Source organism: Kitasatospora sp. NPDC007106 (genome assembly GCF_040634455.1).
Taxonomy (GTDB): domain Bacteria; phylum Actinomycetota; class Actinomycetes; order Streptomycetales; family Streptomycetaceae; genus Kitasatospora; species Kitasatospora arboriphila.
In genome coordinates this window covers 1-21,936 of the sequence record NZ_JBEYFP010000053.1, presented here as the reverse complement: position 1 = coordinate 21,936, position 21,936 = coordinate 1, and the positions used below count along the sequence as shown (strand labels likewise).

General features: G+C 72.9%; 18 protein-coding genes. 8 read left to right on the top strand and 10 right to left on the bottom strand.

Translation table 11 applies throughout. The features are described from left to right. Nucleotides 1–106: 106 nt before the first annotated feature. The 6 genes from whiA to uvrA form a co-directional block, all read right to left on the bottom strand. Nucleotides 107–1,087: a DNA-binding protein WhiA gene (gene whiA / locus ABZ641_RS08455; protein ID WP_030266394.1), complete on the bottom strand. Its 981-nt coding sequence runs from the start codon at nt 1,085–1,087 to the stop codon at nt 107–109. Further along, nucleotides 1,078–2,154: a uridine diphosphate-N-acetylglucosamine-binding protein YvcK gene (yvcK, locus tag ABZ641_RS08450; RefSeq protein ID WP_344626242.1), complete on the bottom strand. Its 1,077-nt coding sequence runs from the start codon at nt 2,152–2,154 to the stop codon at nt 1,078–1,080. Before yvcK ends, whiA begins: the two co-directional genes overlap by 10 nt. 72 nt (nt 2,155–2,226) lie before the next feature. Further along, nucleotides 2,227–3,105, bottom strand: coding sequence for an RNase adapter RapZ (gene rapZ / locus ABZ641_RS08445; RefSeq protein WP_344626257.1), 879 nt, complete (start codon nt 3,103–3,105; stop codon nt 2,227–2,229). A 124-nt stretch (nt 3,106–3,229) separates the two neighbouring features. Further along, nucleotides 3,230–5,281, bottom strand: coding sequence for an excinuclease ABC subunit UvrC (gene uvrC, locus ABZ641_RS08440; RefSeq protein WP_359980113.1), 2,052 nt, complete (start codon nt 5,279–5,281; stop codon nt 3,230–3,232). 67 nt (nt 5,282–5,348) lie between these two features. Then, nucleotides 5,349–5,852, bottom strand: a complete 504-nt coding sequence (locus ABZ641_RS08435) for a Rieske (2Fe-2S) protein (protein ID WP_344626240.1) — start codon at nt 5,850–5,852, stop codon at nt 5,349–5,351. Between the two features lie 145 nt (nt 5,853–5,997). Then, entirely contained in the window at nt 5,998–8,982 is a 2,985-nt protein-coding gene (uvrA, locus tag ABZ641_RS08430; RefSeq protein ID WP_344626239.1) for an excinuclease ABC subunit UvrA, read from the bottom strand. A 443-nt stretch (nt 8,983–9,425) separates the two neighbouring features. Between uvrA and ABZ641_RS08425 the strand changes: the two genes are divergently transcribed. The 3 genes from ABZ641_RS08425 (at nt 9,426) to ABZ641_RS08415 (ending at nt 11,572) form a co-directional block, all read left to right on the top strand. Beyond that, on the top strand, nt 9,426–10,211 hold the full coding sequence (locus ABZ641_RS08425) for a maleylpyruvate isomerase family mycothiol-dependent enzyme (RefSeq protein ID WP_359980109.1): 786 nt from the start codon (nt 9,426–9,428) through the stop codon (nt 10,209–10,211). Between the two features lie 85 nt (nt 10,212–10,296). Beyond that, the gene (locus ABZ641_RS08420; protein ID WP_344626237.1) at nt 10,297–10,950 is read left to right on the top strand and encodes an MBL fold metallo-hydrolase; all 654 of its coding nucleotides are present in this window, start codon (nt 10,297–10,299) and stop codon (nt 10,948–10,950) included. A 7-nt stretch (nt 10,951–10,957) separates the two neighbouring features. Continuing rightward, nucleotides 10,958–11,572, top strand: coding sequence for a CYTH domain-containing protein (locus ABZ641_RS08415; protein ID WP_344626236.1), 615 nt, complete (start codon nt 10,958–10,960; stop codon nt 11,570–11,572). Nucleotides 11,573–11,615: 43 nt separating this feature from the next. Here the strand turns inward: ABZ641_RS08415 and ABZ641_RS08410 are convergent, their stop codons facing one another. The 4 genes from ABZ641_RS08410 to zapE form a co-directional block, all read right to left on the bottom strand. Beyond that, a complete protein-coding gene (locus ABZ641_RS08410) occupies nt 11,616–12,605 on the bottom strand; it encodes a TerC family protein (protein ID WP_359980104.1) in 990 nt (329 codons plus the stop codon). 259 nt (nt 12,606–12,864) lie between these two features. Continuing rightward, nucleotides 12,865–13,443 (bottom strand): TerD family protein, encoded by a 579-nt coding sequence (locus tag ABZ641_RS08405; protein ID WP_359980102.1) that lies wholly within the window; start codon nt 13,441–13,443, stop codon nt 12,865–12,867. A 251-nt stretch (nt 13,444–13,694) separates the two neighbouring features. Next, complete coding sequence (gene uvrB, locus ABZ641_RS08400) at nt 13,695–15,788, bottom strand: excinuclease ABC subunit UvrB (RefSeq protein WP_344626233.1); 2,094 nt, start codon at nt 15,786–15,788, stop codon at nt 13,695–13,697. 73 nt (nt 15,789–15,861) lie between these two features. Continuing rightward, entirely contained in the window at nt 15,862–16,926 is a 1,065-nt protein-coding gene (zapE, locus tag ABZ641_RS08395; RefSeq protein ID WP_344626232.1) for a cell division protein ZapE, read from the bottom strand. Nucleotides 16,927–16,963: 37 nt separating this feature from the next. On the opposite strand from zapE, the gene ABZ641_RS08390 reads away from it, so the two are divergent. The 5 genes from ABZ641_RS08390 to ABZ641_RS08370 all read left to right on the top strand — a co-directional run. Next, nucleotides 16,964–17,752 (top strand): dihydrofolate reductase family protein, encoded by a 789-nt coding sequence (locus ABZ641_RS08390; RefSeq protein WP_344626231.1) that lies wholly within the window; start codon nt 16,964–16,966, stop codon nt 17,750–17,752. 111 nt (nt 17,753–17,863) lie between these two features. After that, nucleotides 17,864–18,322: an indole-3-glycerol phosphate synthase gene (locus ABZ641_RS08385; RefSeq protein ID WP_344626230.1), complete on the top strand. Its 459-nt coding sequence runs from the start codon at nt 17,864–17,866 to the stop codon at nt 18,320–18,322. Between the two features lie 90 nt (nt 18,323–18,412). Next, nucleotides 18,413–19,819 (top strand): UDP-N-acetylmuramate--L-alanine ligase, encoded by a 1,407-nt coding sequence (gene murC / locus ABZ641_RS08380; protein WP_344626229.1) that lies wholly within the window; start codon nt 18,413–18,415, stop codon nt 19,817–19,819. 13 nt (nt 19,820–19,832) lie between these two features. Next, the gene (gene msrB / locus ABZ641_RS08375) at nt 19,833–20,237 is read left to right on the top strand and encodes a peptide-methionine (R)-S-oxide reductase MsrB (RefSeq protein ID WP_344626228.1); all 405 of its coding nucleotides are present in this window, start codon (nt 19,833–19,835) and stop codon (nt 20,235–20,237) included. Between the two features lie 127 nt (nt 20,238–20,364). After that, nucleotides 20,365–21,936 (top strand): restriction endonuclease (locus ABZ641_RS08370; RefSeq protein WP_359980095.1); only part of this gene is annotated, 1,572 nt, incomplete at its 3' end.

Here is a 21,936-nt window from a genome sequence, read left to right as displayed (position 1 = left end):
TTCCGATCTGGGGTAACGGCGCGAATCGGCTGACGCGCAGTCGCGCCTTCCGATTCGCGCCGTTCCCCGCGCCCCTTTATGTGTCCGAATAGCGAAACACGGATTGTCAGCTGAGCGCCATCTCGTCGGTGAGGTTGGCCTCGGTGCTCGGCAGCCCGAGCTCCGCGGCGCGCTTGTCGGCCATCGCCAGCAGGCGGCGGATCCGGCCGGCCACCGCGTCCTTCGTCAGCGGCGGGTCGGCGAGCGCACCGAGCTCCTCCAGCGAGGCCTGCTTGTGCTGCATCCGCAGCTGGCCGGCGGCGGCCAGGTGCTCGGGCACCTCGTCGCCCAGGATCTCCAGCGCGCGCTGCACGCGCGCGCCCGCCGCGACCGCCGCGCGCGCCGAGCGGCGCAGGTTGGCGTCGTCGAAGTTCGCCAGCCGGTTCGCGGTGGCGCGCACCTCGCGCCGCATCCGGCGCTCCTCCCAGGCGAGCACCGCCTCGTGCGCCCCCAGCCGGGTCAACAGCGCACCGATCGCGTCACCGTCCCGGATGACCACCCGGTCGACGCCGCGGACCTCGCGGGCCTTGGCCGGGATGCCGAGCCGGCGCGCCGCGCCGACCAGGGCGAGCGCCGCCTCGGAGCCGGGGCAGGTGATCTCCAGCGAGGAGGAGCGGCCGGGCTCGGTGAGCGAGCCGTGCGCCAGGAAGGCCCCGCGCCAGGCGGCCTCGGCGTCGCAGGTCGCACCGGACACCACGGCCGGCGGCAGGCCGCGGATCGGCCGCCCCCGGCCGTCCACCAGGCCGGTCTGCCGGGCGAGCAGCTCGCCGTCCTTGACCACCCGGACCACGTACCGGCTGCCGCGGCGCAGCCCGCCGGGGGCCATCACGACCAGGTCCGAGGAGTGCCCGAAGATCTCCAGCAGGTCCTTGCGCAGGCGCCGGGCCGCGATGGCCGTGTCCAGCTCCGCCTCGATCACGATCCGGCCGCTCACGATGTGCAGACCGCCCGCGAACCGCAGGATCGCCGAGACCTCGGCCTTCCGGCAGCAAGCCCGGGTGACCGGGAGCCGGGAGATTTCGTCCTTCACCGCAGGAGTCATCGCCATGGGCCGATCCTTCCATGTGTCCGGAAAATCCGGTCGTACGCAGCCGCCAGGAGCTCCGGGTCGTGTCGCGGGGTCCCGTCCGCCCGGGCGACCCGCCCGAGCACCAGGGCCGCGCCCATCCGCTCGGCGGCCTTCTCCAGCCCGGCCAGGTCGGCGAGGCCGAACGCCCCGCCGGTGACCGCCCGCTCGTCGACCAGCACGGCGTCGACCTCGAGGTCCGGCGCGTGGTCGGCGATCACGTCGAGGTGCCGCTGCGGGCTGAAGCCCTCGGTCTCCCCGGGCTGGGGGGCGAGGTTCAGGGTGAGCAGCCGGCGCGCGCGGGTCTCGACCAGCGCCTTGGCGAGCTCGGGCACCAGCAGGTGCGGCAGCACGCTGGTGAACCAGGAGCCGGGGCCGAGCACCACCCAGTCCGCCTCCAGCACGGCCTCCACGGCCTCCGGCACGGCGGGCGGCTCCTCCGGCAGCAGCCGCACCGACTGCACGGTGCCGGGGGTCACGGCGACGGCGGCCTGGCCGCGGACGGCGCTGAGCTCGTGCGGACGGGCCGGGTCGTGCCCGCGGACCTCGGCCTCGATCTCCAGCGGGACGGCCGACATCGGCAGCACCCGGCCCTGCACGTTGAGCAGCCGGCCCACCCAGTTGAGCGCCTCGACCGGGTCGCCGAGCTTCTCCCACAGGGCGACGATCAGCAGGTTGCCGACGGCGTGGCCGCCGAGGTCGCCGTCGCCGGTGAAGCGCTGCTGGATCACCTCGGACCAGGTGCGGCCCCAGTCGTCGTCGCCGCAGAGCGCGGCGAGCGCCTTGCGCAGGTCGCCCGGCGGCAGCACGCCGAGCTCGGCGCGCAGCCGCCCGCTGGAGCCGCCGTCGTCGGCGACGGTGACCACGGCGGTGAGCTCGTTGGTCAGCCGGCGCAGCGCGGAGAGCGAGGCGGACAGCCCCTGGCCGCCGCCGAGCGCGGTGATCCTGGGTGCGCCGGGGCGCGACTTCTGGGCAGCCGGACTGCTTCCGGCCGGGGCTCGCTCGCCAGACCTCTGCTGGAACTGCCGTGCTGGCGAGTATCCCGTCACACCGACCCCATGTTCCTGTCTCGTGCTCCCTTGGGCGGGCCGGAACTCCCGGCCGGGGTCAGCCCCGGCCGGTCACTCCCGGCCCATGTCGCGGTGGACGAGCACCGTTTCGACGCCGTCCGCGATCAGACGCCTGGTCAGCCGCTCGGACATGGCGACGCTGCGGTGCTTGCCACCGGTGCAGCCTACGGCAAGAGTCATGTAGCGCTTGCCTTCACGGCGATACCCTTCGGTCACGATCTTCAGCAACTCCGCGTAACCGTCCAGGAACTCCTGGGCACCGGGCTGCTTGAACACGTAGTCGGCGACGTCGCTGTCCGTGCCGGTGTGGGCCCGCAGCTCCGGCACCCAGTGCGGGTTCGGCAGGAAGCGGCAGTCCACCACCAGGTCGGCGTCGACCGGCAGGCCGTACTTGAAGCCGAAGGACATCACGGTGGCGCGCAGCTCGGGCTCGTCGTTGTCGGCGAACTGGGCGTCGAGCTTGGCGCGCAGCTGGTGGACGTTGAGGTTGGAGGTGTCGATCACCAGGTCGGCCTCGCCGCGCAGGTCGCGCAGCAGCTCGCGCTCCTGGGCGATGCCGTCGACGATCCGGCCGTCGCCCTGCAGCGGGTGCGGGCGGCGGACGGACTCGAAGCGGCGCACCAGCGCCTCGTCCGAGGAGTCCAGGAAGACGACGCGCAGCCGCACGCCGCGCTTCTCCAGCTCCTCCAGCGAGGTGAGCAGGTCGTCGAAGAAGCTGCGGCCGCGGACGTCGACGACGGCGCCGATCCGGGGCACGGAGCCCTGCGAGCGGGCGCCGAGGTCCACCATGGTGGGGATCAGCGCGGGCGGCAGGTTGTCCACCACGAACCAGCCCAGGTCCTCCAGGCACTTGGCCGCGGTGCTCCGGCCGGCGCCGGACATGCCGGAGATGATCACCAGCTCCGGCGCGTTGTCGCCCACGTCGGACACGTTCACTTCGGTTCCCCGCTCTCGGTGGTTCGCTTCGGAAGAACGCCCCGGACCCGGCGGTGCTTCCCGGCACCGCCGGTGGGGGCGGTGCCGGGGACAGCGCGGCGACGGGCGTCATCGACCGTCATGGCGTCTCCCGGGGCGCGCCGGCCCCTGCGGGGTCGGCGCTGTCGTCAATGATCTCGCCGGTGGCGGTGTTCACCGCGAGTGCGGCAGGTGGCCGGGAGGCCAACGCTGCCGCAACGGTCTCCGCGGTGCGGCGGCCGATCCCGGGCACCTCGCACAGCTCGTCCACGGTGGCGGACCGCAGCCGCTTGAGGGAGCCGAAGTGCTTGAGCAGTGCCTGGCGGCGGGTCTCGCCGAGCCCGGGCACCGCGTCCAGCCCGCCGGTGGTGAGGCGTTTGGAGCGCTTGGAGCGCTGGTAGGCGATGGCGAAGCGGTGCGCCTCGTCGCGCACCCGCTGCAGCAGGTAGAGGCCCTCGCTGGTGCGCGGCAGCACGACCGGGTCGTCCTGGCCGGGCAGCCAGACCTCCTCCAGCCGCTTGGCGAGGCCGCAGAGGGCGACGTCGTCGATGCCGAGCTCGTCGAGGGCGCGGCGGGCGGCGGCGACCTGCGGCTGACCGCCGTCGACGACCAGCAGCTGCGGCGGGTAGGCGAAGCGGCGGGGGCGGCCGGTCTCCGGGTCGACCGGGCCGGCGGCGTCCCCGCCGGCCCCGGGGACGCCGTCGGGTGCCTCGTCGGCGCCGGTGTCCTCGGGGACGGCCCACTCGCCGGTCTGCTCGCGCTCCCGGAGGTAGCGGCGGAAGCGCCGGCCGATCACCTCGTGCATCGAGCGGACGTCGTCCTGCCCGGCGAAGCCCTTGATCTGGAAGCGCCGGTACTCGCTCTTGCGGGCCAGACCGTCCTCGAAGACGACCATCGAGGCGACCACGTCCTCGCCCTGCAGGTGGGAGATGTCGAAGCACTCGATGCGCAGCGGCACGGAGTCGAGCTCCAGCGCGTCGGCGATCTCCTGGAGGGCGCGGCTGCGGGTGGTGAGGTCGGAGGCGCGCTTGGTCTTGTGCAGAGCGAGCGCCTGCTGGGCGTTCCGGTGCACCGTCGCCATCAGGTCCTTCTTGTCACCGCGCTGCGGGACGCGGAGGTCGACCTGGGCGCCGCGCAGGCCGGTGAGCCACTCGCGGACGGGCCCGGCCGGCTCGGGCAGCGCCGGGACGAGCACCTCGCGGGGCACGTTCTCGGTGCCGGAGCCGTACAGCTGCTGCAGGGCGTGCTCGACCAGGGAGGCGGTGTCGACGTCCTCGACCCGGTCGGTGACCCAGCCGCGCTGGCCGCGGACCCGGCCGCCGCGGACGTGGAAGATCTGGACGGCGGCCTCCAGCTCGTCCTCGGCGAGGGCGAGCACGTCGGCGTCGGTGCCGTCGGCGAGGACGACCGCGTTCTTCTCCATGGCGCGCTTGAGGGCGCCGATGTCGTCGCGGAGCCGGGCCGCCTTCTCGTACTCCATGGTGGCGGCGGCCTCCTGCATCTGCTGCTCCAGGCGGCGCAGGTGACCGCCGGTGCGGCCGGCCATGAAGTCGCAGAACTCCTCGGCGAGGGCGCGGTGCTCGTCGGCGGAGACCTTGCCGACGCAGGGTGCGGCGCACTTGCCGATGTAGCCGAGCAGGCAGGGCCGGCCGACCTGGCTCGCGCGCTTGAAGACGCCGTTGGAGCAGGTACGGACGGGGAAGACGCGGAGCAGCAGGTCGACGGTCTCGCGGATCGCCCAGGCGTGGCCGTACGGGCCGAAGTAGCGCACGCCCTTCTTGTGCGCCCCCCGCATGACCTGCACGCGGGGGAACTCCTCGTTGAGGGTGACGGCGAGCTCGGGGTAGCTCTTGTCGTCGCGGTACTTGACGTTGAAGCGGGGGTCGAACTCCTTGATCCAGGAGTACTCCAGCTGCAGCGCCTCGACCTCGGTGCCGACCACCGTCCACTCCACCGAGGCGGCGGTGGTGACCATGGTGGCCGTGCGCGGGTGCAGGCCGGCGAGGTCCTGGAAGTAGGAGGAGAGCCGGGGACGCAGGCTCTTGGCCTTGCCGACGTAGATGACCCGGCCGTGCTCGTCGCGGAACCGGTACACCCCGGGTGAGAGCGGGATCGCACCGGGCGCCGGACGGTAGGTGGACGGGTCTGCCATGCCCCCTACCGTACCGACTGCCGATGACCGCCCGTGGCCGGTTTCCCGGGGTGCGGCCGCGAACCGATCAGGCGGGTGTGACCTGGACGTTGTTGTTGACGACGGCCACCTTGTAGGAGGGCAGCGGCTTGGGGGCCGGGCCGCCCTCGACGGCGCCGTCGGTGATCGAGAAGCGGCTGCCGTGGCAGGGGCAGTCGATCGTCTTGTCCTTGACCTCGTCGACGATGCAGCCGGCGTGGGTGCACTTGGCGCTGAACGCCTTGTACTCGCCCGCGGCGGGCTGGGTGACCACGATCTTCTGCTCGCGGAAGACCTTGCCGCCGCCGACCGGGATGTCGGCGGCCGGGCCGAGGTCGACCGGGGCCGCGTTCTGGGCCTGGGTGCCGCCGGAGCCGCCCGTCGAGCCCGACGAGCCCGAGGACCCGGAGGATCCCGAGGACGAGCAGCCGGTGACCGCGACGGTGCCGCCCGCGGCGAGCACGGCGGCCGCGCCGCACAGCAGGGTGCGGCGGGAGGCGGCGGGGCCGCGGTCGGTCTCGGCGGCGGAGGCGGTGGCGACGGGCTCGTTCATGCGGGCGGCTCCTCGGACGCGGGTACGGGCGGACCGGCCGCAGTCTATGCCCCGTACCTGGGCGTTCCCGCCCGGCCGAGAGGTACTGACACACCACCTCCCCGGCCGGCAGGGGGCCGGGGAGGTTCGGTGAGCGTGTGCCCGGCTACTTCTTCGCGGCGGCCCGCTTGCGGGCGGTGCCGGTGCCGGTCTTGGCGGCGGCGCCCGCGGCCCCGGCGGTGCTGCCCGCGGCCTTGGCCGCCGTGCTGCGGCTGCCGCCGCGGCGGGCGGCGGGAACGGCCGCGTCGGAGACCCCGGCGAGGATGTCCCGCAGGAACTTGCCGGTGTGGCTGGCGGTGATCGCGGCGATCTCCTCCGGGGTGCCCTCGGCGACGACCGTGCCGCCGCCGTTGCCGCCCTCCGGGCCCATGTCGACGATCCAGTCGGCGGTCTTGATCACGTCGAGGTTGTGCTCGATGACGATCACGGTGTTGCCCTTGTCGACCAGGCCCTCCAGCACCTTGATCAGCTTGCTGATGTCCTCGAAGTGCAGACCGGTGGTCGGCTCGTCGAGTACGTACACGGTGCGGCCGGTGGAGCGCTTCTGCAGCTCGGAGGCGAGCTTGACGCGCTGGGCCTCGCCGCCGGACAGGGTCGGCGCGGACTGGCCGAGCCGGACGTAGCCGAGGCCGACGTCGTTGAGGGTGCGCAGGTGCCGGGCGATCGCCGGGACGGCCTCGAAGAAGGCCAGCGCCTCCTCGATCGGCATGTCCAGCACCTCGGCGATGGACCTGCCCTTGTAGTGGACCTCCAGCGTCTCCCGGTTGTAGCGGGCGCCGTGGCAGACCTCGCACGGGACGTAGACGTCCGGCAGGAAGTTCATCTCGATCTTGATGGTGCCGTCGCCGGAGCAGTTCTCGCAGCGGCCGCCCTTGACGTTGAAGGAGAACCGGCCGGGCAGGTAGCCGCGGACCTTGGCCTCCTGGGTCTCCGCGAAGAGCCGGCGGACGTGGTCGAAGACCCCGGTGTAGGTGGCCGGGTTGGACCGCGGGGTGCGGCCGATCGGCGACTGGTCGACGTGCACCACCTTGTCCACCAGGTCGGTGCCGGTGATCCGGGTGTGCCGGCCGGGCACGCTGCGGGCGCCGTTGAGCTCCCGCGCGAGGTGGGTGTAGAGGATGTCGTTGACCAGGGTGGACTTGCCGGAGCCGGAGACGCCGGTGACCGCGGTGAAGGTGCCGAGCGGGAAGCCGACGGTGACGTCCTGCAGGTTGTGCTCGCGGGCGCCGTGCACGACGAGCTGGCGCTTCTTGTCCCGCGGGCGGCGGACGGCCGGGGTCGGGATGGAGCGCCGGCCGGAGAGGTACTGGCCGGTCAGCGACTCGTCGTTGGCCAGCAGCTCCTTCAGCGAGCCGGAGTGCACGACCTTGCCGCCGTGCTCGCCGGCGCCGGGGCCGATGTCGACGACCCAGTCGGCCGTCTTGATGGTGTCCTCGTCGTGCTCGACGACGATCAGGGTGTTGCCGATGTCGCGCAGCCGCACCAGCGTCTCGATCAGCCGGTGGTTGTCCCGCTGGTGCAGGCCGATGGACGGCTCGTCGAGGACGTAGAGCACGCCGACCAGGCCGGAGCCGATCTGGGTGGCGAGCCGGATGCGCTGGGCCTCGCCGCCGGAGAGGGTGCCCGCGGCGCGGTTGAGCGAGAGGTAGTCCAGGCCGACGTCGACCAGGAAGCGCAGCCGCTCGTTGACCTCCTTGAGGACCCGCTCGGCGATCTTCTTGTCGCGGGCGGTCAGCTTCATCGCGCCGAGGAACTCGGCGCAGTCGCTGATCGACATCGCCGAGACGTCGGCGATCGACCTGTCCTGGATCGTCACGGCGAGCACCACCGGCTTGAGCCGGGTGCCGTTGCAGGCGGGGCAGTGCACCTCGCGCATGTAGCCCTCGAAGCGCTCGCGGCTGGAGTCGCTCTCGGCCTCGGAGTGGCGGCGCTGCACGAACGGCACCGCGCCCTCGAAGGACGTGGTGTACGAGCGGTCGCGGCCGTACCGGTTGCGGTACTTGACCTCGACCTGGGTGCGGTGGCCGTACAGCAGGGCCTTGCGGGCGCGGGCGGGCAGCCCGGCCCAGGGGATGTCGGTGCGGAAGCCGAGCTCGCCGGCGAGCGCGTCGATCAGGCGCTGGAAGTACTCCTTGGTGTGGCCCTGGGACCACGGGTGGATGGCGCCCTCGTCGAGCGACTTCTCCTCGTCCGGGATCACCAGCTCCGGGTCGACCTCCATCCGGTTGCCGAGGCCGGAGCACTCCGGGCAGGCGCCGAACGGCGAGTTGAAGGAGAAGGAGCGCGGCTCCAGCTCCTCGAAGGAGACGTCGTCGTACGGGCAGTAGAGGTGCTCGGAGTACATCCGCTCGCGCTCCGGGTCGTCCTCCGCGAGGTCGACGAAGTCGAGCACCACCATGCCGCCGGAGAGCTTGAGCGCCGTCTCGACCGAGTCGGTCAGCCGGCGCTTGGCGCTCTCCTTGACCGTCAGGCGGTCGACGACCACCTCGATGGTGTGCTTCTCCTGCTTCTTGAGCACCGGCGGCTCGGTGAGCTGGACGGTCGCGCCGTCCACCCGGGCCCGGGCGTAGCCCTTGGACTGCAGGTCGGCGAAGAGGTCGACGAACTCGCCCTTGCGCTCGCGCACCACGGGGCTGAGCACCTGGAAGCGGGTGCCCTCGGTGAGCTCCAGCACCCGGTCGACGACGGCCTGCGGCGACTGCCGGGCGATCGGCCGCGAGCAGTGCGGGCAGTGCGGCTTGCCGATCCGGGCGAACAGCAGGCGGAGGTAGTCGTAGACCTCGGTGATGGTGCCGACCGTGGACCGCGGGTTGCGGCTGGTGGACTTCTGGTCGATCGAGACCGCGGGCGACAGGCCCTCGATGAAGTCCACGTCCGGCTTGTCCATCTGGCCGAGGAACTGCCGGGCGTAGGAGGACAGCGACTCGACGTAGCGGCGCTGGCCCTCGGCGAAGATCGTGTCGAAGGCCAGCGAGGACTTGCCGGACCCGGAGAGGCCGGTGAAGACGATGAGGGAGTCGCGGGGCAGGTCCAGCGAGACGTTCTTGAGGTTGTGCTCGCGAGCACCGCGGACGATCAGGCGGTCGGCCACTGCTTCTGGCGCCTTTCTCCGGGGAGGTGGGGCTTCTTCGGGGGCTTGAGGGCTTCGGAGCGCTTCAGAGTGCTTCTGGAGTGCTTCGGGGTGCTTCTGGGCATGCGTGCGGGCGGTCGGCGCGTCCTCGGATCCCACCGCGGCCCGGCCCTGGCGGCAGCGGCCGCACCGGTGGCGGCCGCGGGCATGCCCCAGGGAAGGCAACCAGCTGGACGGGCGATTTCTTCCGACTCGGGACAGCCAGCCTATAGCGCAGGCGTTCGAATATCGACCTTGTCCAGTGGAGACCACCCGAATGAGTGATGCGGCCTCGACACGTTGATCATCAAGGCGGGGAAAGCCCCAGCTCGGCGCGGTCGACGGGCGGTAGCGTCGCCGTGACAACGACCGGCGGCCCCGAGGGGAAACGCCGGACGCACCGCCGCACCACCCGGGAGACCGCCATGACCGACCCCGCATCCGCCGGCATCCCGCCCGAGGAGGCCGCGGCCAGGGCCGCCGAGAGCCTCAAGGCCGTCGCCGAGGGCACCGGCCACCTGCTGCGCACCGTCGCCGACCTCGACCCGGACGCCCTCGGCGGCCCCTCCGCACTGCCCGGCTGGACCCGCGGCCACGTGCTGGCCCACCTCTCGCGCAACGCCGACTCCCTGGTGAACCTGCTGGAGACCGCCCGCACCGGCGTCGACGTCCCCCAGTACGCGAGCCCGGAGGCGCGCGAGCAGGGCATCCGGGACGGCGCCGGCCGCCCGCTCGACGAGCAGCTGGCCGACCTGCGGCGGAGCTCCGAGCGGCTGGCCGCGGCCGCCGAGAGCCTGCCGGACACCGCCTGGACGGTGCCGCTGCGGCACCGCACCGGCTACGTCTTCCCCGCGTACGACGTGCCCTGGAAGCGGCTGATGGAGGTCGAGTACCACCACGTCGACCTGGACGCCGGGTACACCCCCGCGCACTGGCCGGAGTCCTTCGCCTCGGCCGAGCTGGCCCGCCTCGCCGCCCGGCTGGACGGCGCCGAGGGGCTGCCCGGCGTCGCGCTGACCGCCGAGGACACCGGGACCCGGGCCAGGATCGGCGAGCCGGCCGGCCCCGAGCTGGCCGTGGAGGGCCCCGTCCGGGCGCTCACCGCCTGGCTCTCCGGCCGCTCCGACGGCGACGGCCTGCAGGTGCACCGGGCCGGTGTGCTGCTGCCCGACCCGCGGACCGTGCTGCCGCAGCTTCCGCCGCTGAACTGAACAGGCGATGATTGCAGGTGACGGACCTTCAGCCGGCACCCGGCCGCGCCGCGGTGCCCGGCCCCGACGATCGAGGAGCGTAGCGATGTCCTACCACGGAGCGGTCAAGGTCGGCGGCCCGCCCGACGTGCGGGAGCTCGCCCACCTGATCGTCACCAAGGTGGCGGTCGGGCCGTACGACAACAACGCCTACCTGCTGCGCTGCCGCGCCACCGACGAGCAGCTGCTGATCGACGCGGCGGCCGACGCGCCCACCCTGCTGGAGACGGTCGGCGACACCCTGGCCACGGTGGTGACCACCCACCGGCACCACGACCACTGGGCCGCGCTGGCCGAGGTGGTGGCCGCCACCGGCGCCCGCACCGCGGCCGGCCGGATCGACGCCGAGGCCATCGACGTCCCCACCGAGCTGCTGCTGGACGACGGCGACGTGCTGCGGGTCGGCCAGGTCGAGCTCACCGTGCGCAAGCTCGTCGGCCACACCCCCGGCGCGATCGTGCTGGTCTACGACGACCCGCAGGGCCATCCGCACGTGTTCACCGGCGACTGCCTCTTCCCCGGCGGCGTCGGCAACACCTGGAAGGACCCGGAGGCCTTCGCCAGCCTCTTCCGCGACGTCAACGAGAAGATCTTCGACGTGCTGCCGGACGAGGCCTGGGTCTACCCCGGCCACGGCAACGACACCACGCTCGGCGCCGAGCGCCCGCACCTCGGCGAGTGGCGCGAGCGCGGCTGGTGACCGGCCGGTGACCCCGCACCGGGACGGCGGCGGCGCGCCGCCGGGCCGCACGGTCGAGGCCGAGCTCAAGGCCGTCGTCCGCGACCCCGCCGCCGTCCGGGCCCGGCTCCACGCGCTGGCCGGCCCCGGCCGGGCCGAGGTGTACCGGGACACCTACTACGACCTGCCGGACGGCTCGCTGGCCCGCGGCGACCGCGAGCTGCGGCTGCGCACCGTCACCGGCCCGGCGGGCAGCCGCACCCTGCTGACCTGGAAGGACGCCCGCCTCGACACGGTGTCCGGGGCCAAGCCGGAGGCCGAGACCGCCGTCGCCGACCCGGCGGGCGCCGCGGCGGTGCTGCACGGGCTCGGCTACCGGCCGGCGCTGGCCTTCGAGAAGCACTGCCGCAACCATCCGCTCCGCCGGGACGGCCGCGAGCTGCTGGCCACCCTGGTCGAGGTCCCGGAGCTCACCGGGGTCTTCCTGGAGGTGGAGACGGTCTGTGGGGAGGACGAGCTGCCGGCGGCCCTGGCGGCCGTCCGCGGCGTCCTGGCCGAGCTGGGCGTGCCGCCCGCGGACCTCACGGCCGAGGCGTACACCGACGCGGTGGCCGCCGCACGCGGACGCAGCGGCGGGGTGTGACCGGTCCCCGCGGTCGCACCCCGCCGCTGCGGGATCGGGTGGGTCAGACGTCCGCGCCGTCGCGCTCGCCCACCGCTTCGAGGGCCGCGCGCTCCTGCCGGCGGGAGGCGACCAGGCTGGTGACCGTGGTGACGGCGAGCACCGCCACGATGAAGCCCAGCGAGACGCCGATGCTGACCTCCGGCACGTGCACGCCGCTCTCGTGCAGCGCGTGCAGCACCAGCTTGACGCCGATGAAGCCGAGGATCACCGACAGGCCGTAGGCGAGGTGGACCAGCTTCTTCAGCAGGCCGCCGATCAGGAAGTACAGCTGGCGCAGGCCCATCAGCGCGAAGGCGTTCGCGGTGAACACGATGTACGGGTCCTGGGTCAGGCCGAAGATCGCGGGGATCGAGTCCAGGGCGAAGAGCACGTCCGTGGTGCCGATCGCCAGCATGACGATCAGCATCGGGGTCATCAGCCGGCGGCCGTTCTCCACGACGAAGAGCTTGGTGCCGTGGTACTTGTCGGTCGCCGGGAAGCGCTTCTCGATCGCCTTGAGCAGGCGGTTCTCCTCGAACTCCTCCTCCTCGTCGGAGCGGGCGTCCTGGATGAGCTTCCACGCCGTCCAGACGAGGAAGGCGCCGAAGATGTAGAAGACCCACGAGAAGGTGGAGACCAGGGCCGCGCCGCCGGCGATGAAGACCGCCCGCAGCACCAGCGCGATGATCACGCCGAACATCAGCACGCGCTGCTGGTAGATCCGCGGCACCGCGAACTTGCCCATGATCAGGATGAAGACGAAGAGGTTGTCGACGCTCAGCGACTTCTCGGTGATGTAGCCGGCGAAGAACTCGCTCGCGGGCTGCGAGCCGTACTGCTTCCAGAGGAAGGCGCCGAACAGCGCCGCGAGGACGATCCAGACGACCGTCCAGATCCCGGCCTCCTTGACGGAGACCTCGTGCGGTTTGCGGCCGCCGATGAAGAAGTCGGCCACGATCAGGGCGACCAGCACCCCGATCGTGCCGATCCACAGGCCAAGGGAAACGTCCACGTCTGCTCCTCCGGCAGGTAGGCGAACAGGCATCGTCACTGCCGGAGGTCTCCTCCACCCTGCGGCTCACCGAAGGAGCACGCGGGCCGGCACCCCGGGACACCCGATGGGCGGACGTCCGTGATGACGGGGCTGCCGCTGGGGAGTACTCCCCTCCGTCTACACCGAGGCTAACAGAATCCCCAAGACAAGGTAAAGAAGGTAAAGAGCCGTCGGGGGCGGGGCCGCCCGGGGGGTGCCGCCGGACGCCCCGGCGGTCTCAGAGGTAGGGCTCGATCGCGGGCAGCATGTCCTGGAAGGTCCTGGCCCGCGCCGGTGCGCCGATCGCCTGCATCGCCCAGCCGCCCTCCGGCTCGCGGTACACCTTCGCCATGATCTGCCCGGTGTGCCGGCCGCCCGCCGCCAGCTCGTAGCGGGCCAGTTCCTGGCCGGTGGACTCGTCGACCAGCCGGCAGTGCGCGTCCTGCACCTCGGTGAAGCTCTGCCCGGTGTACGAGCTGACGGTGAACACGATCTGGGTGATGTGCACCGGCACCCGCATCAGGTCGACCAGGATCACCTCGTCGTCGCCCCCGCCGGCACCACCGGTCAGGTTGTCCCCGGTGTGCTGGACCGAGCCGTCGTTGCTCGCCAGGTGCTGGAAGAACACCACGTCGGAGGGGGTGCGCTCGGCGTACAGCAGGGCCGAGGCGTCCAGGTCGACCTGGCGGCTGCGGCTGCCGAACAGACCCTTGCGGACGGCGGCCCGCCAGCCCAGGCCCATCCGCACGACCGTCAGCGACTCCCCCGAGCTCTTCTGCAGGCTGACGCTCTGCCCCTTGGCCAGATTCACCGACACGGTGCTTCCCTCTCTCTGCTCGGCCCGGCGGGAGCGGTCCCACCGCGCTCGGACGGAACACCCCGTTGCCGTCCCCCGGCTGAGGCCCCCAGTGCCCTGCGACCGCACCGCCGCCGCCCGCCGCGCCCGCGCGGCCTGGTCTCCTGTTCGACGACCGGTGCCCGCAGGCCAGCCTAGGGCCTGCGGGCACATGTCATGCAGGGTGTTCCTGCTCGGGGACGGCCCGTGGGAGCGCGTCCGGCCGGGCGGGCTCAGGCCATCCCGGCCTCGCGCATCTGCCGGAGCTCCTTCTTCAGCTCGCCGACCTCGTCGCGCAGCCGGGCGGCCACCTCGAACTGCAGCTCGGCGGCGGCGGCGTGCATCCGGTCGGTGAGGTCCTGGATGAGCTGGGCCAGCTCGGCCGCGGGCAGGCTCTTGGCCGGCTTGCGGTCCGCCCCGAGCGCCGGGACGGGGGTACGGGTCTTGCCGCCCGACCCGCGGTAGCCGGTGGAGAGCAGCTGCTCGGTGTCGACGTCCTCCCGGGCGAGGGTGTCCAGGATGTCGCCGATCTTCTTGCGCAGCGGCTGCGGGTCGATGCCGTTCGCCTCGTTGTACGCCTGCTGCACGGCCCGGCGCCGGTTGGTCTCCTCGATCGCCAGCTCCATCGCCGGGGTGATCCGGTCCGCGTACATGTGGACCTGGCCGGAGACGTTGCGCGCCGCACGGCCGATGGTCTGGATCAGCGAGGTGCCCGACCGCAGGAAGCCCTCCTTGTCGGCGTCCAGGATCGCCACCAGCGACACCTCGGGCAGGTCCAGGCCCTCGCGGAGCAGGTTGATGCCCACCAGCACGTCGTACTCGCCGGCCCGCAGCTCGCGGAGCAGCTCGACCCGGCGCAGCGTGTCGATGTCGCTGTGCAGGTACCGCACCCGGATGTCCAGGCCGAGCATGTAGTCGGTGAGGTCCTCGGCCATCTTCTTGGTGAGGGTGGTGACCAGGACGCGCTCGTCCCGCTCGACGCGGGTGCGGACCTCGTGCACCAGGTCGTCGATCTGGCCCTCGGTGGGCTTGACGATCACCTCGGGGTCGATCAGGCCGGTCGGGCGGATGATCTGCTGGACCGCGCCGTCGCCGCGGGACAGCTCGTACTTGCCGGGGGTCGCCGAGAGGTAGACCGTCTGCCCGATCCGCTCCAGGAACTCCTCCCACTTCAGCGGGCGGTTGTCCATCGCGGACGGCAGCCGGAACCCGTGGTCGACCAGGGTGCGCTTGCGGGAGGCGTCGCCCTCGTACATCGCGCCGATCTGCGGCACCGTCACGTGCGACTCGTCGATGACCAGGAGGAAGTCCTCCGGGAAGTAGTCGAGCAGGGTGTTCGGCGCGGTGCCGGGCTCGCGGCCGTCGAAGTGCATCGAGTAGTTCTCGACGCCGGAGCAGCTGCCGATCTGGCGGAGCATCTCGATGTCGTACGTGGTGCGCATCCGCAGCCGCTGGGCCTCCAGCAGCTTGCCCTGCTTCTCCAGCACCGCCAGGCGCTCGCCGAGCTCCTTCTCGATGTCGTTGACCGCGCGCTCCATCCGCTCCGGGCCGGCGACGTAGTGCGAGGCGGGGAAGACGTAGACCGAGTCGTCCTGGCTGATGATCTCGCCGGTCAGCGGGTGCAGCGTGTAGAGCGCCTCGATCTCGTCGCCGAACATCTCGATCCGGACGGCGAGCTCCTCGTACACCGGGAAGATCTCGATCGTGTCGCCGCGGACCCGGAAGGTGCCCCGGGTGAAGGCGAGGTCGTTGCGGGTGTACTGGATGTCGACGAACCGGCGGAGCAGGGCGTCCCGGTCGATCTCCTCGCCGACCTTGAGCGGCACCATCCGGTCGACGTACTCCTGCGGGGTGCCGAGGCCGTAGATGCAGGACACCGAGGCGACCACGACCACGTCGCGCCGGGTCAGCAGGGAGTTGGTCGCGGAGTGCCGCAGCCGCTCGACCTCCTCGTTGATCGAGGAGTCCTTCTCGATGTAGGTGTCCGTCTGCGGGACGTACGCCTCGGGCTGGTAGTAGTCGTAGTACGAGACGAAGTACTCGACCGCGTTGTTGGGCAGCAGCTCGCGGAACTCGTTGGCCAGCTGGGCCGCCAGCGTCTTGTTCGGCGCCATCACCAGGGTGGGGCGCTGCAGCTTCTCGATCATCCACGCCGTGGTCGCGGACTTGCCGGTGCCGGTCGCACCGAGCAGGACGACGTCCTTCTCGCCGCCGCGGATGCGGCGCTCCAACTCGGCGATGGCCGCCGGCTGGTCGCCGTTGGGCTGGTAGGGGCTGACGACCTCGAAGGGCGTCGTGGACCGCTCGATACTCGTGATGGGGCGCACCACTCCACCGTACGGCCCCGCACCGACAGTGCTGGGCGGTACGGGGAGCCGGGCCCTGCCCGGGCGACCGGTGTCAGCCCTTGGAGCTGTCGCGCGCGAGGGCGACCAGACGGGAGACGGCGCGGAGGTACTTCTTGCGGTAGCCGCCGCGCAGCATGTCCTCGGGGAAGACCCGGTCGAAGGGGACGCCGGAGGCGGTGACGGGGAGTTCCCGGTCGTACATGCGGTCGGCGAGGACGACCAGCCGCAGGGCGGTGGACTGGTCGTCGACCGGCCGGACGCCGCGCAGGAAGACGGCGTGGACGTCGTCGAGCATGGCGCCGTACCGGCTCGGGTGGACGTTCTTGAGGTGTTCGAGCAGGGCGTCGAAGTCGTCCAGCGAGGCGCCGGGGGCGGTGGCGGCGCGGGCGGTGACCTCGTCGTCGGTGTACGGCGGCGGGGCGTCGGGCAGGCCGCGGTGGCGGTAGTCCTGGCCGTCGATCCGGACGGGCCGGAAGTGCGCCGCCAGGCCCTGGATCTCGCGGAGGAAGTCGGCGGCCGCGAAGCGCCCCTCGCCGAGCTTGTCGGGGAGGGTGTTGGAGGTGGCGGCGAGCTTGACGCCGTTCTCCACGAGGCGGCTGAGCAGGGTGGAGACGAGGACGGTGTCGCCCGGGTCGTCGAGCTCGAACTCGTCGATGCAGAGCAGCCGGTGCCCGGAGAGGGTCTCGACGGCGCCCTTGAAGGTGAGGGCGCCGACCAGGTTGGTCAGCTCGACGAAGGTGCCGAAGGCCTTGGGCCCGGGGGTGGCGTGCCAGAGCGAGGCGAGCAGGTGGGTCTTGCCGACGCCGTAGCCGCCGTCGAGGTAGATGCCGGCCGGGCCGGCCGGGGCGGCGGGACCGCGCCGGAACCAGCTGCGCTTCGGGGCCGCGCCGCTGCCGTTGAGGGAGGCCGCGAACTGCTCCAGGACCTGCACCGCCTCGTACTGGCTGGGCTGGGTGCTGTCCGGGAGGTAGCTGCCGAAGCTGACGCCGGCGAACCGCGGCGGCGGGACCATCTCGGCCACCAGGCGCTCGGCGGGCACGACCGGTCGTCGGTCGGTGAGGGCTGTCACGGTGGCCGTCTCGGGGGCGGTGGCGTCGGCGTGGGGGGCTGCGGGCACGGTAGTACAGGGTACGCCCCGTGGAAGACTCGCCACCATGCAGCTCTTGATGAATCCGCTCACAGCCCCCGTCGCCGACCCGGCCGCGCTGGAGGCGCTCGCCGCGCTGTACGCGTACCCGGACGGGGTGCGCGGGGGGCGGCCGTGGCTGCGCGCCAACATGGTGTCCAGCCTGGACGGCTCGGCCCGGCTGGCGGGCCTGTCGGAGGGCCTGTCGAGCGCCGCGGACAAGCGGATCTTCGGGGTGCTGCGGGCGCTCGCGGACGTGGTGCTGGTCGGGGCGGAGACCGTCCGGGCGGAGGGCTACCGGCCGGCCCGGGCGCGGAAGGAGTTCGCGGCGGCCCGGGCGGCGGCGGGCCAGGCCCCGGCGCCGGCGGTCGCGGTGGTCAGCCGCCGGCTGGCGCTGGACCTCTCGGCGCCGCTGTTCACCGAGCCGCTGGTGCGCACGGTGGTGGTCACCACGGAGGACTCCCCGGCCGAGGCGCGCCGGGCGGTGGCCGCGGTGGCGGACGTGGTGGTGGCCGGCGAGCGGTCGGTGGACCTGGCCGCGGCGGTGGCGGCGCTGGCGGCGCGCGGCTGGACCCGGCAGCTGACCGAGGGCGGCCCGCGGCTGCTGGGCGGGCTGGCGGCGGCCGGGCTGCTGGACGAGCTGTGCCTGTCGCTGGCGCCGCTGCTGACGGCCGGCGACGCGCCGAGGATCGCGTACGGCGCCGCGGTCGAGCAGGTGCGGGCGATGCGGCTGGAGTCGCTGATCGAGGAGGGCGGCTTCCTGTTCACCCGCTACGTGCGGGTGGAGGACGGACCGACCGGTCCGGCCGCGGGGTGACCCCGGGCGGCCGCCGTGGCCCGTGTGGTGCGTGTGCAGCGTGAGGAAAGCTTCCGCCGGGCAAGATGAGGGCAGCGGACCGGGGGGCCTGCACTGCACGAAGGGACTCACGTGTTCAAGACCGTACTGATGATCGAAAAGGCGCTGTCCGACGCGGACGTCGAGCTGGTCACCACGCTGCACGGCGACGAGAAGGTCTCCTTCGTGGTGCTCATGCAGCCGAGAGGAAGACAGGACGAGCTGTTGAGAGCACTCGACGACGTGGCGCTGGGCCATCTCGACAAGGCGGTGCACGAGCACGACGACGAGTCGGTGCCCACGGTGGCCGAGGAGTCCCTGGAGCACAGCCTGCGGCACCTGCGCGAGGCGGGCGCCGAGGCCACCGGCAGGGTGGTGGAGGACAATCCGCTCGACGGCCTGCGGAGCGTGGTCGAGGAACACGGCGCGGACGAGGTGCTGGTGCTGACCTCGCCGCACTTCGTGGAGGAGTTCTTCCACCGCGACTGGGCGTCGCGGGCGCGGCACAAGGTCGGCGTCCCGGTGCTCAAGCTGTTCGCCAGCGACTCCTGAGCTCCTCCGCCGGTGGTGCAGAATCGTCCTTGCGGAACCACCGCGAGGACGGTTCTCGTCCTCCCAGTCCCCGGCTGTACGGAGCATCCCTTGAACGACGCCGCGCACGACCTGCACGCCCCGCACTTCATCGGCATCGGCGGCGCCGGGATGTCCGGACTGGCGAAGATCCTCGCGGTGCGGGGCGCCAAGGTCTCCGGCAGCGACGCGAAGGAGTCCGAGACGGTGCTGGCGCTGCGTGCGCTCGGCGCCGAGGTCGCCGTCGGCCACGCCGCGGAGAACCTGCCGGCCGGCACCAGCAGCGTGGTCGTCTCCAGCGCGATCCGCGCGGACAACCCGGAGCTCGCCGCCGCCCGGGAGCGCGGGATCCCGGTCGTGCACCGGTCCGACGCCCTCGCCGCGCTGATGGGCGGCCGCCGCGCGCTCGCCGTCGCCGGCACCCACGGCAAGACCACCACCACCAGCATGCTGGCGGTCAGCCTCGGCGAGCTCGGCCTCGACCCCTCGTACGCGATCGGCGGCGACCTGGACGCGCCGGGCTCCAACGCGCACCACGGCACCGGCGACATCTTCGTCGCGGAGGCCGACGAGAGCGACCGGAGCTTCCACAAGTACGCGCCCGAGGTGGCGATCGTCCTCAACGTGGAGCTGGACCACCACGCCAACTACGCCTCGATCGAGGAGATCCACCAGTCCTTCGAGACCTTCGTCGGCCGGATCGTGCCCGGCGGCACCCTGGTGGTCTCCGCCGACCACGAGGGCGCCCGGGAGCTGACCCGCCGGGTCCGCGGCCGGGTGGGCCTGAACGTGGTGACGGTCGGCGCCGCCGAGGACGCCGACGTGCGGGTGCTCTCGGTCTCGCCGCGCGGCATGACCAGCGAGGTCACCGTGGAGCTGGGCGGCGAGGAGCTCTCCTTCACCGTCTCCGTGCCGGGCCGGCACTACGCGCACAACGCGGTCTCCGCGCTGGCCGCCGGCGTGGCGCTCGGCGTGCCCGCCGCGGACCTGGCGAAGGCGCTCGGCAGCTACACCGGCGTGCGCCGCCGGCTGCAGCTCAAGGGCGAGGCCGCCGGTGTGCAGGTGATCGACTCCTACGCGCACCACCCGACCGAGATGGCCGCCGACCTGGAGGCGATCCGCGAGGCCGCGGGCGCCGGCCGGGTGCTGGTGGTCTTCCAGCCGCACCTGTTCAGCCGCACCCAGCAGCTGGCCGCGGAGATGGGCGACGCGCTGGCGATGGCCGACGCCTCGGTGGTGCTCGACATCTACCCGGCCCGCGAGGACCCGATCCCCGGCGTCACCAGCGAGCTGATCATCGACGCCGCCCGGAAGGCCGGCGCCGACGTGGCCGCGGAGCACGCCTTCGCCGCCGCCCCGGAGCGGATGGCCGCCCTGGCGAAGCCGGGCGACCTGGTGCTCACCATGGGCGCGGGCGACGTGACCAACCTGGGACCGGAAATTCTCGCCCGCCTCGCGGACGTTGCACCCGGTGCCTGATGGGAGGACTTCCGTGACCCACGAGATCCAGAAGACCGACGCCGAGTGGCGTGCCGAGCTGTCGCCCGAGGAGTACCGCGTGCTCCGCGAGGCCGGCACCGAGCCCGCCTTCACCGGCGAGTACACCGACACCAAGACGGTCGGCGTGTACGGCTGCCGGGCCTGCGGGGCCGAGCTCTTCAGCAGTGAGACGAAGTTCGAGAGCCACTGCGGCTGGCCCTCGTACTACGCGCCGCTGGCCGAGGACCGCGTCGAGTACATCCAGGACACGTCCTTCGGGATGCGCCGGGTGGAGGTCCGCTGCGCCCGCTGCGGCAGCCACCTCGGCCACGTCTTCGAGGGCGAGGGCTACGAGACCCCGACCGACCAGCGCTACTGCATCAACAGCATCTCGCTGACCCTCCGGCCCGCCGAGTAGGGCCGGCCCGGGGGGCACACCTCCGCACGCCCTGTCACCGCGGCGCCACACCGTGCCAGACTGATCATCGGTCGAACCGCACGAGAGGACAACGGTGGCAGGGCGTCGCACTTCCGGAGTACTGGCCATGCTGGCGGAGGCACAGCGCCAACAGCACCGCCGGGAGGAGGCGCAGCGCCGCGCCGACGCGGCCGCGCAGCGGCAGTACGAGCGGGCCCGCCGGGAGGCGGAACGGGCGGCCGCCCAGGGCCAGCGCGAGGCGCTGAAGGCGTACCGGCAGAGCCGGGAGGCGGACGCGGCCCGGCGGACGGCCGAACTGGAGGACCGCGTCGCGGCACTGCGCGGCACGCTCGCCGCGGGCCTGCGCGGGCGGCCCTTCTCACCCGCGGACCTGGCGGCGCCCGCGGCCGCCTTCGACCCCGGTCAGCTGGGCGTGCCGGTGCCGGTGCCCGACCAGTCCTGGTACCTGATACCGCCGCTGACGGGCGCGCAGGCCTTCGACCCGGTGGCCCGGCGGGCGTGGGACGAGCAGGCCGCGCAGGCCCGCGCCCGGTTCGAACAGGACTGGTACGCCGCGCAGGCCGCCGAGCAGGAACGGCAGCGCCGGCTCGCCGAGTACCGGGCCGAGTTCGACGGCTGGCTGGCCTCCCGGCAGCAGCTCGCGGCCCACGCCGGGCAGCTGGTGGCCGGACTGCGCTCGGGCGCCCCGGAGGCCGTCGAGGAGTACTTCGAGACGGCGCTCGGCTGGCGCGACGACTGGCCCGAGGGCTTCCCGCACACGGCCGAGGCCCGCTGGGACGCCGGGGCCCGCCAACTGGTCGTGGAGTGGCCGCTGCCGGACTTCTCGGTGGTGCCGGCCGTCGCCCGGCACCGGTACGTGAAGGCCGACGACCGGGACGCCGAGGTGGCCCGCCCGGCCGGCGAGCGGCGGACGCTCTACCGGGAGGCCGTGGCGCAGTGCGCGCTGCGGGTGCTCGCGGAGGCGTTCCGGGCGGACGACGCGGACCTGCTCTCCTCCGTCGTGGTGCACGGCGTGGTCGAGGCCGTCGACCCGGCGACCGGCCGGGAGGAGAGCCGCTGCCTGGTCTCGGTGGCCGCCGAACGGGCCGACTTCCTCGCGCTCGACCTGGAGCGGGTGGAGGCCGTGGACTGCCTGGTGGAGGCGCTGGACGGCCGGCTGTCCGCGCGCCCGGACAAGCCGGAGGGCGTCCGGCCGCACGCCACGGGCGCCCCCGCGGCGGCGGCCGCACCGGCCGGCGACGAGGGGCCGGACCTGTTCACCATGGACCCGATCGCCTTCGAGGAACTGATCGCCGAACTCTTCCGCCGCCGCGGCCTGCGCACCCGGACGACCGCCCGCAGCGGCGACGAGGGCGTCGACGTGCTGGCGGAGGACCCGGACCCGATCACCGGCGGGCAGATCGTCATCCAGGCCAAGCGCTACCGGCACACCGTGCCGCCCACCGCCGTCCGCGACCTGGACGCCACCATGGCCCGCTGCGGCGCCAACCGCGGCATCCTCGTCACCACCTCCGGCTTCGGCCCCGGCTCCCGGCGCTGGGTCGAGGGCCGGCCGCTGACCCTGGTGGACGGCCCGATGCTGGTCGCCCTGCTCCGCGAGCACGGACTCGCCGGACGGCTCGGGACGGACGGCACGGCGGGCCGCGGCACCGGGTGGCCGGGGTCCGCAGGTGGTGGG